We start from the raw sequence: 12517 nt of genomic DNA on the forward strand, positions 1-12517 counted from the left end.
GCGCCGCGCGGTCGGCGGGAACTTTACAAGTTCCACTTCATGGCAAGCGTCCACCCGGGCTGCGTCAGGATAGCTTATCGCACACGACACCTACCGACAAATGAGGACGAAACAGAACCGTTCTTGCTCTCTCCGCGAATCCGCGGCAATTTAGCGCGCAACTGAGAAAGTCGAAGGAGGGGACAATGCCGAAGCAGAAGTGGTCGCCGTTGAAGGTGCTGATGCTTCCTTTTTATGTGTTTCAGATCGTAACCGGCGAAAAGCGCTTCATTGAAAATCCGCTTCTTGGGAGCGTAAAACTCAATCGGAAGGGGCTCCACATCTGGCGCGTGAAAATAGCCGCGAAAATTGTAGAGTCGCGACGCCGGCGCCTGCAGCACCTTATTCCTCAACATGAGCGCGCCTTCTTCGCCGAGAACGGCTATATCGAACGACGCAATTTTCTAACACCGGAAATGTTCGCGCAGTTGCGGTCTGAAGTTGAGGCTCTTCGTGCGCCGGCGCGCGAAATGACCCAAGGGAAAGCGGTGACGCGTAGGACCTCGCTTACACCAGAGGTCCTGGAAAATTACCCTGCCATCCGCGCCCTGGTGGATAGCAACGGCTGGAGCAATCCGCTACGTTATGTTGGGGGGTTCAAGGCAGAGCCGGCCATCTGCATCCAAACGATTTTTGGGACGGAGACAGAAGAAGGCAAGGGGAAGGATCCGCAAACCGATCTTCATATGGATACGTTTCACTCGACGGTGAAGGCCTGGTTCTTCCTTTGCGACGTCCCAGAAGATGAAGGCCCGTTCACCTATGTTGCCGGCTCTCACAAGCTGACCAAGCGGCGGCTCGCCTGGCACAAGAGGAAGAGCATCGTGGCGTCCATCCGGGGCGAGAACGGCTCATTCCGGATTCCAGAGAACCAGCTGCACCTTTTGCGTTTGCCTAAACCTACCAAGTTCGCCGTTCCAGCCAATACGCTCGTGGTCGGAGATACGTTTGGATTCCACGCCAGGGGCAAATCCGTCCGTCCATCCGTGCGCGTCGAGATCTATGCATCGCAGCGACCCAATCCGTTTCTTCCCTTTGTCGGCCTTGACACAGCATTCTTGCCTTTCGTGAAGGGCCGAAAGGAGGTCATCGGCTGGTTTATCGAGGATTGTCTCGTCCGGTTGGGACTGAGGCGGCAGATCTGGAAAGATATCGGTACGGCGGGGCCGCTCGATCCCCGGTGATGGCGGACGAGTTCTGTTGCAGTAAACACCACAACGGGTTACTGCCAGACGGGAAGATATTCGCGTTTCACGAGCGGCCCATGCGACCGTCGTCTCACGGCCGAGACAGCTAGATCAAGATGCAATGAATTACCTGATCGACCGATTGGCAGAACGCGTTCAAGATTTGATCGAACGGAAGAGGTTCCTCAATGTCCTGAGCGCAACCTTTGCCGCCCTTGCCTTCATCGTGCGTTTTTGGCCGATGCCGGCACATCGCCGTCGTATCTGTGACGGCCGGATGTACATTGCCTGTCAGCAGAAGAACTTCGAAAAGGCAGCCAAAATCCTCGTTGATCTAAGCAAACGGGAGACACCGGGTGCGGATTCGATGCGGTTATTCCTCTACGAGGTTCTTGGACACGTTGATCCTCAATACGCCGACGAGTTGGTGAAGACGCCCCGGTTCGATCGCAACCTCTTGCCAGTTATTGAAGCGGCGCTTCTGCGCAGGAATGGAGAGTATGAAGCAGCTCTCTCTGCCTTGGATTATACTGCTGAGTCATTTCCCGCGCGGATTCAGGTCGCCGAATTCAAGAGAAGTTTGTTGCTGGAAGAACGCAGACACGAAGAGTTCGCCTTAGACGGTGTGACGCGGCTGTCGCACGATCCCGATAAACCTCTCTTCCAGTTCGCGGCTTCGGTTGCGGCCGCAGCCGATAGTGCAGGCCGTAATGACATCCTCAGGTCTGTGATTGAGCGAATAGTTCGCGATCGCGATGCAATCCTCAATGACCCGAAGCTTCTTTCGAGGTTCGCTCAACAGGCAGTCGACGCTTCGATGTGGCTCCTAGATCTGGCAGGAGCAAAGCAGGTTATTGACGCGCTTCGCATCAGCGGAATGGAAAAAGCCGCAGTCCGGTTGGAACGCCGCCTCAGCCTAGATGCACTTGCGCCGATGTCCCAGCTTATCGAACGCGCGCATCAGGATATTCTTGCGCGGGTTGGGCTAGGCCTGGCTACGACCAAGACGCGCGATGCCGTTATCGTCATTCCGTCGGCAGCGTTGCGATCTAACAAGATCGACTATCCCGGTTTTCGTGCTGACATCAGATTTGTTTTGCAAACCATTGCAGACTGTCTCAACACGATGGGCCTTGATTATGAAGTGAAGGGACAGATCAAGCTGCATGGTGTTGAAGACCTGCCTAAACCCTTTTTCTCGTATCACACGGTGTCCGGTCATCAAAATGGTCTTCACTTCAAGGAGACCGACCGCCCATCCCGCTTTAGCTTTGATACCGGCGGCTACTCCGGATGGTCGGAATTCTCGAGAAAAAGCCTGACCGAACTACCGCTTCATGAGGTGGATGCGACGGCCGCCTACAGATTCTTCCAACAGGATCAAGCGCAAACCATTTCCCGCAATTTGTCTAAATATACTCAGGGCCCGCTTCATGCTGCGGATGCTTTGCCGGCGCGCTTCGTTTTTGTCGCTCTCCAAATGGTGGGTGATTCCGTGCAGGAGCTGGCGTTCTGCAACCCCATCGAAATGATGGAGGAAGTTCTCACAGTTTGTGAGAAGAGCGGCTACGCCGTTGTAGTCAAGCGCCACCCGCTTTGCGGTTCGACAGTGATTGGAAAGTATATCCAAGATTATGAAAACGCAGGCCGGATAGTTGTAGCCACAGGCAGCATTCACGCCATCATCGCCCAATCGATAGCGATTTGTGTGATAAACTCCGGCGTGGGTGCCGAGGCGCTCTTGCACGAAAAGCCGGTATATGTCTTCGGCCGGTCCGACTACATGGCTGCGTGCTTCGTTTGCGAGCACCGGGGCGACTTCGAAAGCCAGTTCCAGCCCGGACGAACTGCTGTATCAGTCCACGATCTCCGATGCTTCTGGTATCTGCTGCGCAACGAATATGCGGTCGATTTGCAGGATAGGGAAAAAGCCAAAGCGGCTATCTACACGCGCGTCAAACAGCATGCCTTGGTTTCGGTGAGAACGGAGGCGTAACTGCGAAAGTGTCGTGAGTAGCAGGCGTTCCGAAGCAGCGTTGCCGGCCTTGAGGACCACTGACTTTCCCCGAAGTGTGCATGAGGATGAGATGACCAACCGCGAGACAGCCGCCTAATCAACGCGATTAGCCCGCCAACAGCCGCGGGTTAATTGCGGTCTCGAATATTGTAATAGCCCATGACGGACACACCCCAGGCAAACAGACATCCTAAAAAGACCAGCGCAGACACCATGAGCCGGCTCGGGTACTGTGCCTTTTCAGACAATGTTGGCTGGATGAAGGTGGCCAAATATCGCTGCTGATTATTGGCATCGATGCGCGCTTTCTCGAGGCTAGCAAGAGAGCCGGTATAGGCCTTCTCGGCAAATTCCCGCTCGGTCTCGAGTTCCTCATATTGCCGAATTCGGTTTGCAACATCGCTGCCTCCGGTTCCACCTGCCGTCCCGCTGCCGAAACGCTGTTTTTCGTGCGCCAACTGTTTTTCAAGACTGTCGATCTGAGTCGTTAGCACGCGCATGCGTGGTGAATCCGCTGCCATTCGCGTACGAGCGGTCATCAAATCGGTATGAAGCTGGGTAAGTTGCTGTTCGAGGGAGGCTACCAATTGGCCAGCCAACTTCGCCGCCTCTACCGGATCGGCCTCCTGAGATACATCGCGGAAATTTCGTAGGGCGTTCCTCGCTGCAGACAGGCGGCCTTCCGCCAGCGCCACTTCGTCCTGCGATGCTTTCAGAACACCGTTTCTTGCCTTGAGGGAGAGATCGTTGATCAACCTCTCACTCTCACCGATGATAAGCGATGCGATTTTTTGGGAGCTTTGCGGATCGAAGGCCTTTACCGTGAGGTTAAGAATGGACGAGGTGTGGTCGAAATCGACATGCACCATCTTTTTCCAATATTCGAGCCGCTCTTCGATCGGCAGGCCGGCTGTCATACTGAAATAAAAGTCGGCACCGTGGCGCGCAAAGGCGGCGTCGAGATCGACGGTCTTTTCGACCGCCTCAATCATCCGCTCGCTCTCGATATAATCGAGGAGCACGAACGAATCTGCGCCGGTCGTGCTGCCGCCGGTAGTCTGCGTAAACATGCCGAGGATATCGCTGCCCGCTTTGCCGTCGATGCTGCGGACGGCAAAGGCAGCCGAGCTATGGTATTGATCCGCTGCGATGAAAAACATGTAAAACGACGCAAGCGCTGCCGGAACCACGACAGCCAACACGAAACTACCGGCGATGATCAGATGCCGCAGCTTCAGGCGCCCGGCTTTCAACGATCCGAGGAGTTTTCTCTTCTTCGCCTGCTGTGCCTCGCGTCTCTCGGGGCGTACGTCCACCTTTCTGAGGTTATCGAGCACAGTAATGTTTGGCTTTTTCACGGGAGCTTTGAAATCTTCCGTCTTGTTCTCTGGACCTGGCGGCTTGGCAGTCGTCATTAGTTGCCCTTCATGTTTCGCTCATGAATCCGGATAGCATCTTCCACATCATCAAAAAATGTAAGTTTGCCGCTTTCGAGTACCACACCGCAATCGCAGTACTCACGGATCGTGCTTGTGCTGTGAGAAACCATGACAACGTCAGAATCCTGCAATCGATGCTGGAAGACATCATGGCACTTTTTTTTGAAGTTTGCATCCCCGACCGCGGTGATCTCGTCGACCAGATAATAATCGAAGTTGACGCCCATGCTGACGCCGAAGGCGAGCCGCGCCTTCATACCGGAGGAGTAGGTGCCAACCGGGGCGTGGAAAAACGGGCCAAGCTCTGCAAAGTCAGTTACATAATCAACCAACTCTTCGGTATCGACACCATAAATGCGCGCGACAAATCGAACATTCTGCTCGCCCGACATGCTTGGTTGAAAGCTACCTTGAAAACCGAGGGGCCAGGAAATCTTGCCTTGTCTTACTATACGCCCTCGATCGAGCCGCAATGAGCCTGCGATCAATTGCAAAAGCGTCGATTTACCAGCGCCGTTCCGGCCAAGCAGTCCGACACTTTTGCCGCGCTTGATAACAAGGGAGGCGTTCTCGATGATCGGCTTCGTTACGCCTTTGGTCTTCACATATTTGGTCGCGCGTTCAAGTCTAATCATCGGCCTCTCGCTACCGCTGCGGAATTGGTGAAGACAAAGAGTCCGCCGAATATCGCCGTAAAGACGAAAGAATAAAGATAGAACATGTCAAGGTCCGCCGCGCGATATTGCGGGTAGAACCCTTGGCGGAACAGCATGACGACATGAACTAAAGGATTGAAAAGAACTACCTCACGCATAGGACCCGGAAGTCCGTCAGGCAAGAAAAAAACCCCAGAGATCAGAAACATCGGTCGATTAATGATGTTGAAGACCTGTTCATAGAATGGAAAACGCAAGAACATTACGGTGTTGAATATGCCGACACCGAGGCCCAACAATGTCGCGGCAAAGGCCGCCTCCAAAATCGCCGGCCAATAAAGCTCGGGCGCTTGATGTACTGTTACAGTGATCGCGCCGAGAACACAGATGGCGACGAAGACCGTCGTAGCAGCCTGCAGGATATAACGAGCAACTATCGCATCGATCGGCGCAACATTTGGATAGCTGAGCAAAGTACGGTTAGATTTGATAGTGCCGTTCAAAAAACTGCACATCGCGGCGTAAAACTGGAATGCGATATAGCCGGTGGCAAAAAACAGCGGAAAGCTTGTCCCGAGAGCGGGCAATTTTGCGATTCCCATAAAGATCACGGACATGAACGCGATATGGGCCGCAGGGTCGAGGATCGCCCATATGTATCCCCCAGGCTTGTTGCCGAAGCGGGTCGACATTTCGCGGATGAGCAATGCGGCAACAACGCGAATATGGGTCATCAAGTAATACAATAAGAGGTCCCCGAAACAAGCCGCTTCACCAGTCCGGCATTAATATCATTGTTTGTGGTGAGAGTTAGCCCCTCGGAACAGATTCCTCCATCATTAATCAGATCGAGCGTGTCTCGCAACAAGGGCAGGAACCCATCACCGCAAAGATCGCTTCTCCCCACGTCCCAATCGAGAGCGCGCCCGCACTTAAACCAGAATGAGCTTAGTACCCATCGCCTGCTGCCTGCAGCAAGGTATCGCCTTCCTCGCCGCAATTAGCGAAATTCTCCAGAAGGGCAATTTTAGGCTCTCGTTCCTTCGATCATGAAGCCGGCCGAACGATCGTTCTCAGGAGCGCCTCGAATGCGACCATGCCGGGGTCGCCCAGGCTTTGGCTTTTCTCGGGCCACATCCGTGCCCGACTCACACGACATAGACGTCCCCTGAATCGCATGAGCATTGGCCTGCTGCCTCGACGGTAGCGGCCGCTTTGTCGGGCTAGCTTGCTAAGCCATCAATAGGGGCTGCAACCGCATCGACGGAATCGATAATGGCCTTTTCACGAGGCGCGATTTTCCAAGCTCCAGCATGGCATCTCGAGCGGACCTCAACAAAGTAACAAACTCGCAGTCTCTGACGCCACACCCGGCGCCAGTTGCCAGTCGCCGACGAGTTTGTTGAGTTTCATTAGGTGCCTACTTCTGACATACCGACGCGCGGCCACACTGTGACGTGGGTCGTGATGGTCATGGGGATTTCTAGGGTGGTGGTTGCGACGAACTGCGATTCGAATAGCCCCCATCCTCGAACATGAGTTCGAGGGAAGACCAGCTATCTGTCACCTTTTCGTATGGGAGGAAGTAATCTGCTACATAGGTAAAAAAAAGCCCCACCGAATGAACTGACCCCATTAAGTTGGACGGTTTAAAGGCAAGGCAGATTTAAGGGCTGGGTTCTGTATTGTACAGGACTCAGCCCTTTGAGTTTCATTTTGATCCTGTCGTGATTGTAGTAGTTGATATAGTCGGTGATGGCGGACTGCAGGCTTTGAATGCTGGCGAATTTGGTCGGGTAGAACAGCTCTGATTTCAGCACCGCGAAGAAGCTTTCCATTGCCGCGTTGTCGAGACAGTTGCCTTTGCGTGACATGCTTTGGATGACGTCGTGTTTTTCAAGCGTGCGCTGATAGGCGGTCATCTGATAGTGCCATCCCTGATCGGAATGCAGGATCGGCTTTTCGCCGCCCCCCAGCCGGTCCAGCGCCTTGCTGAGCATGGTTTCCACGAGTTTGAAGACGGGACGGCGGGCTGTCTCGAAGGCGATGATCTCGCCATTGAAAAGGTCCATGACCGGTGAGAGATAGAGCTTTTCGCCCGCAACGTTGAACTCGGTCACATCCGTCACCCATTTCTGGTTTGCATCCTCAGCCGTGAACTTGCGCTGGATGAGATCGGGAGCGGTGCGGCCGGTAGCGCCCTTGTAGGACCGATACTTCTTCGGCCGCACCAGCGATTTCAAACCCATTTGCCCCATCAGGCGCTGAACTGTCTTGTGATTGACGTGCCGTCCCAGTCGGCAGATGGCAGCCGTGATGCGGCGATAGCCATAGCGCCCCTTGTGAAGGGCGAAGATGGCTTTGATGCTGTCTTTGAGCGCGGCATGGCGGTCGGCCAGCGATGCTGCCGTTTGCTGGTAGTAGAACGTGCTGCGGGCCAGGCCTGCCAATTGCAGCAGACCGGCAAACGAATGGAGCGGCCTTAACGCGTGAACGGCTTGCGCTTTTTGAGCCGCTGTTGTTCCTGCGTTAAGGCCTCCAGTTTTTTTAGGAAAGCGTTCTCCATGCGCAGATAGGCCAGTTCCGAAAGCAACTCCTCGCGGCTCTTCGTGTCATCGCTCGCCAAGGCTTGCGGTTCATCGGTGGTAGGCGGTTTGGGCATCAATCGGGGCCTTCCTCTGCACCGCGGGGCCAACGCCTCTATCCCGCCGCGCTCGTAACACGTCTCCCAATCGACAAGGCTACTCTTGTTGCGGATGTTGAAAATCGCAGCCGCCTGCCGATAGGAAAGCCCATCGTCCCACATCCGCTGCAATACCGAAAGCTTGAAAGACGCGTCAAAGGAGCTGTATTTCTTTACCAACCCAGACACGCCATGCGCCGCATGAGCCGCAGCCCATTTGCGCACCGTCGAATGATCAACGTCAAACCGAGCCGCTACTGCGCGTGCCCCTTCCGTGCCGCTCTCATAAGCGGCGATGACGGACTGCTTGAACGCTAAGCTGTACTTGGACATGCAAAACCCCCGAAGGTAGGTGTCCAACTTTCGGGGGTCAGTTCAGAAGCGGGGCTTAAGCTTTTATCTGACGCTTTTCGCGTCACAGATAGAAGTAGCTATTCCATATCGTGACAGCGTCGTCCAAATGAATTGTATAGTCGGTACTCGCGTCACCGTTCACGTCGCCATAGATGTAAGTGTCCGAGGCAGTCTTAACGAAGCGGAGTTCACCAGCTTTCCCTGAAAACGCGGCCGTTCCGATGAAACTGAACGCCTGGTCACCGGCGATCGACTGATTTGCGTCGATCTTCGACATATCTATTCGGTCTGACTGCGTGGCGGTGAAATCAAGAATAGAATCTCCTGAATGGTCGCCCCATGCTTTGAAGATGAAGCGGTCAGCTCCTGAACCGCCAACGAGTTGATCGGCCCCGCTGCCGCCATGGAGCCAGTCGTTGCCCCCCGAAGCCGAGAGGTAATCATTACCAGCGTCGCCGCTCAGATAGTTCGTCGCGGCGTTGCCATAGAGGCGGTCAGCATGGCTGGAACCGGCAAGGCTTTCTATGGATATGTAGATATCGCCATAGGCGTTCTGCGTGTTGCCACCCGGATTGCCGAGGCTCGCGACAACACCGCTTGAAGCTCCGGCATATGATGCAGTGTCACTACCCACGCCACCATCGATCCGATCCTTGCCAGCGCCTCCGTTGATCGTGTCGTTGCCGTCGTCGCCCACGAGAGTGTCGTTTCCCGCGTTGCCGTACAGCGTGTCATTACCCGCAAAGCCACGCAGATAGTCGAAAATACCTCCGCCCCTGAGCACGTCATTGCCCGCGAGCGCCCTTCCGATCACGGCAATGTCGTCGCTCGTCGTGTATGTCTCCGCCGCATCGACGATGCTCGTGACGGCAATACTTACACCGTCGACGTACGAGACTCGATTGCCGTTATCGAAGAGAGCATAGCTCCTTACGGTTCCACCGGTTGGGACACCATCGGAGTCGTAACTGAACCCGCGTCCCCGAAATTCCTCAACGGTCCCGTCGCTGAAATGTGCGGCAAAGATCGTCGAGCCGTAGGTGTAGGAATCAGCATATGGCAACCATCCAAAATCGATGCCGCGCATATCCAAGCCATAGTCGGCATTAACAGTGAGTGTCGCCATCATCGCCCCTCAGAAAAACCCCGATGCCACACAGGCTTATGAATTTTTTGTTGCAAGTGCAACCACGAATTTCAAAAACGTTTGAACACACAAAACTCTGTAAGAGAGCTATCAACGGAAGCGTGCGCTCGGTGCACTAGTGCATTTTCAGTTGCAAGCAACATAAACCAGCTCCGCGCTTCCGCCCCTCCTTCCTCGCACCCGGGCCGCCTTCGCCAACGACACCGCCGTTGCAGTAAACTGCGACAGCGCAGTTCCAGCGCAACGCTGACTACTTGTTGCCGGATGGCGCGAACCCTGTGCTGCTGAAAAGATAAACGGGACAAGGAGAAGTCATCATACGTTGAGCATATTTTGAAGGCCGAAAGCTCTGGATGCAACTTTGTCAACACGGCTTAACCAGCCATGGTCGTGTTCACACAAAGTAAAAGTCGTCACTGGTGAGGCTGCTCAGGCTGACGTCCTTCAGCGTGACGATGTTATCGATATTGTATGCAATGACGGTATCAGTCCCGACTTGACTAGCCGACGAAAACATCGAGGAAAAGTCGTCGAAGATATCCGTCGCGAAACTTATAAGGTCGTCCGACGCTGCAACGAAGTCTTCAAGGATATCCTTCCCGAAATTCGCGAGGAAGACGAACGTATCGTCACCGGCTCCCCCGAGCAGCGTGTCATTTCCGCTTCCGCCGTTGATCTGGTCATCCCCTGAACTTCCGTTGATACGGTTAGACAAGGCATTGCCATAAAGATAATCTTCGAACAGCGAGCCGCTCAGGTTTTCGATCTGGGAATAGGTATCGCTAGCCGCATCGCCCGTGTTGATTGCGCTGTTTGCCAAGCTGGCCTTCACGCCGACTGTAGCAGTCCCGTAAGACGCTGTATCGGATCCGCTTCCTCCAATGAGCTGGTCGGCACCGGCGCCACCGATCAACAGGTCGTTGCCTGCACTGCCATTCAAACGGTTGGAGCTTGCGTTTCCGTAAAGGGTATCCCCCTGGCTCGAACCCGTAAGGTCTTCAATTTCGAAGTAGGTGTCTCCGGCAGCATCCCCGGTGTTCACCGAGCTGTTCAACAAATTGACTTTAACCCCTGTAGTCGCCGTAGAATAGGAAGCGGTGTCGATGCCGCTGCTACCGACAAGTTGATCGGCGCTCGCGCCACCGATCAACAAGTCATTGCCTGCACTGCCGTTCAGTCGGTTCGCGGCTACATCGCCGTACAGTGTGTCGGCAAAGAGCGAACCACTCAGATTTTCAATCGATGAGTAAGTGTCTTCAGCCGCATCGCCCGTGTTAATGCTGCTGTTCGTGAGGCTTGCCGTAACGCCGACGGTGGCGGTTCCGTATGAGGCGATGTCAGCTCCGCTTCCGCCGACAATCTGGTCGGCACCGGCGCCACCAATCAACAAATCATTGCCTGCACTGCCGTTCAGTCGGTTGGCTCCTGCATTGCCGTACAGGGTGTCCGAGAAAGTCGAACCGGTCACGTTTTCGATCGAGAAATAGGTGTCACGGGCAGCGTCGCCTTTGTTCACCGCGCTATTTGCCAGGTTAGCAACCACGCCAGCAGAAGCGGTTTCATGCGAGGAGGTGTCCGCACCTGTGCCTCCTGTAAGTGTATCGCCTCCAACGCCGCCGATCAGCAAGTCGTTTCCTGCGCCACCGTCGAGCAAATCATTCCCGCCATTGCCCAAAAGTGTATTGGTCATCTCGTTGCCAACAATCGTATCATTGCCGGAGCCTGCCTGAACATTCTCGATCAACGACGCAAGGTTGTTGTGATAAAGAAGCGCGTTGAAAATGTTACCGCGAGCATAGCCGTTATTCGGGCCACCGTTCAGATCAGCCAACTGGCCTTGGGAAAGAACCGAATGGCCGCCTGGTCGCAGGTCGATTGTGAGGCGCGTGGTATACGAGCTCAGATCATAGGTGTCGACACCGCCGCCGTCCCAGATTGTTGCGAATATCCTGTTGTCATCGGGCGTAATAGCCGCAACCCCGTTGACATAGGTGACGCCTTCATTCGGCCTCCATTTATAGACGGTATTGCCACTGTTTGTCGTATAGTCCGCGCCATACATTTCCTGTAGGGCGGCAATGTCGAGCATCATGAACGTCTGCGGCGCGCCATTCTGCTCATAGTTGTAACCACTCGTGTCGTCTCCGATATACGTGCGGTACGTCATGATCGTGTATTCGATGGAATCGTAGTTGCTTGGCACGACCGCGGGATTGGTATCCGGTTCGTGACCATGTTTCAGCCCGAGAGCATGACCCAGTTCATGCGCCAATGTATGTCCCGCATAGTTGCCGAACTCCGGAAACCGATAATCATTTTCTGTGCCTGCATATTCCGTCCCGAACCAGACATCGCCGCCCCAGCTATCCGTGCTTGGAGTATAGGCCCAAGCTGTCACGAGACTGGGGTGCGACGACTGGGCGAATCGCAGCGAGGCAGTGTCCACGTTGCCGACCACAAAGTTGGCATTAGTAAACCCCTCTACAGAGAAACCGTCATTCGCAGTGTTTCCATAGGATTGTTCTATAAGAAACAGAGCACCAGACTGTTGCTGCGAGGAGATTGAAGAGAAACTGTATTCTTTCTCGCCATTATACGAGTACGATGTCGAGCTGGTGGGAAACGCATAGGTTATTGTTCCGTCCCACGCATAGCCGCTGATAAGCCCGTCAATTCTCTGATCTCCCGCCAAGCTTACGCTCTTTGTCGAAGTAACAACGCCCGTCATAGAATCCCGCCTGCTTATTCCACTCTACCGTGCGTTATGTCGATTCACCTGTCTATTCGCAAGAGCAAAAAATCGCGATGGCAACAGGTCACTTCACGATTAAAGGGAAAGAAAACTATAAACTCGTTAATAGTCTGAGAGCCGTTCAAATTTAGGAGGGCTTAGCCGACGACGAACGTGACCAATCCTACCTCGTTGAGCGAATCAATGCCCGGCTCTACGACCGCGCCACTGCACGGTTCATCTCATAAGACGATTGGGATTCCA

At 54.4% G+C, this 12517-nt stretch carries 8 protein-coding genes; 2 read left to right on the forward strand and 6 right to left on the reverse strand.

Annotated features, from left to right (window positions below; genetic code table 11):
• The first annotated feature begins 185 nt into the window (after positions 1–185).
• Positions 186–1223 carry a phytanoyl-CoA dioxygenase family protein gene (locus tag RGR602_RS15185; RefSeq protein WP_039845790.1) on the forward strand — a complete coding sequence of 346 codons (1038 nt, stop codon included), beginning with the start codon at positions 186–188 and terminating at the stop codon, positions 1221–1223.
• Positions 1224–1347: 124 nt separating this feature from the next.
• Positions 1348–3222, forward strand: a complete 1875-nt coding sequence (locus RGR602_RS15190) for a capsular polysaccharide export protein, LipB/KpsS family (protein WP_039845791.1) — start codon at positions 1348–1350, stop codon at positions 3220–3222.
• Between the two features lie 149 nt (positions 3223–3371).
• Here the strand turns inward: RGR602_RS15190 and RGR602_RS15195 are convergent, their stop codons facing one another.
• The 6 genes from RGR602_RS15195 to RGR602_RS39415 all read right to left on the reverse strand — a co-directional run bounded on the left by RGR602_RS15195 (position 3372) and on the right by RGR602_RS39415 (position 12250).
• Positions 3372–4658 (reverse strand): RkpR, polysaccharide export protein, encoded by a 1287-nt coding sequence (locus tag RGR602_RS15195; RefSeq protein WP_052451586.1) that lies wholly within the window; start codon positions 4656–4658, stop codon positions 3372–3374.
• Entirely contained in the window at positions 4658–5317 is a 660-nt protein-coding gene (locus tag RGR602_RS15200; RefSeq protein WP_039845792.1) for an ABC transporter ATP-binding protein, read from the reverse strand. Before RGR602_RS15200 ends, RGR602_RS15195 begins: the two co-directional genes overlap by 1 nt.
• Positions 5314–6084: an ABC transporter permease gene (locus RGR602_RS15205; protein WP_039845793.1), complete on the reverse strand. Its 771-nt coding sequence runs from the start codon at positions 6082–6084 to the stop codon at positions 5314–5316. The genes RGR602_RS15200 and RGR602_RS15205 overlap by 4 nt, the downstream gene beginning before the upstream one ends.
• 903 nt (positions 6085–6987) lie before the next feature.
• A protein-coding gene (locus RGR602_RS37220; RefSeq protein ID WP_407692032.1) for an IS3 family transposase occupies positions 6988–8354 on the reverse strand; the annotation gives its coding sequence in 2 pieces (ribosomal slippage) (positions 6988–7880 and positions 7880–8354; 1368 coding nt in all).
• A gap of 82 nt (positions 8355–8436) precedes the next feature.
• The gene (locus tag RGR602_RS15220; protein ID WP_170250731.1) at positions 8437–9501 is read right to left on the reverse strand and encodes a calcium-binding protein; all 1065 of its coding nucleotides are present in this window, start codon (positions 9499–9501) and stop codon (positions 8437–8439) included.
• Between the two features lie 415 nt (positions 9502–9916).
• The gene (locus tag RGR602_RS39415) at positions 9917–12250 is read right to left on the reverse strand and encodes a M10 family metallopeptidase (RefSeq protein WP_082046552.1); all 2334 of its coding nucleotides are present in this window, start codon (positions 12248–12250) and stop codon (positions 9917–9919) included.
• Between the last annotated feature and the right edge of the window lie 267 nt (positions 12251–12517).

Source organism: Rhizobium gallicum bv. gallicum R602sp, from assembly GCF_000816845.1.
In the GTDB taxonomy this organism is placed as follows: Bacteria; Pseudomonadota; Alphaproteobacteria; order Rhizobiales; family Rhizobiaceae; genus Rhizobium; species Rhizobium gallicum.

What these genes read in the sequence shown, in the direction of transcription:
- RGR602_RS15185 (WP_039845790.1), top strand. Translation starts at nt 186, where the DNA reads ATGCCGAAGCAGAAGTGGTCGCCGTTGAAGGTGCTGATGCTTCCTTTT.
- RGR602_RS15190 (WP_039845791.1), top strand. Translation starts at nt 1,348, where the DNA reads ATGAATTACCTGATCGACCGATTGGCAGAACGCGTTCAAGATTTGATC.
- RGR602_RS15195 (WP_052451586.1), bottom strand. Translation starts at nt 4,658, where the DNA reads ATGACGACTGCCAAGCCGCCAGGTCCAGAGAACAAGACGGAAGATTTC.
- RGR602_RS15200 (WP_039845792.1), bottom strand. Translation starts at nt 5,317, where the DNA reads ATGATTAGACTTGAACGCGCGACCAAATATGTGAAGACCAAAGGCGTA.
- RGR602_RS15220 (WP_170250731.1), bottom strand. Translation starts at nt 9,501, where the DNA reads ATGGCGACACTCACTGTTAATGCCGACTATGGCTTGGATATGCGCGGC.
- RGR602_RS39415 (WP_082046552.1), bottom strand. Translation starts at nt 12,250, where the DNA reads ATGACGGGCGTTGTTACTTCGACAAAGAGCGTAAGCTTGGCGGGAGAT.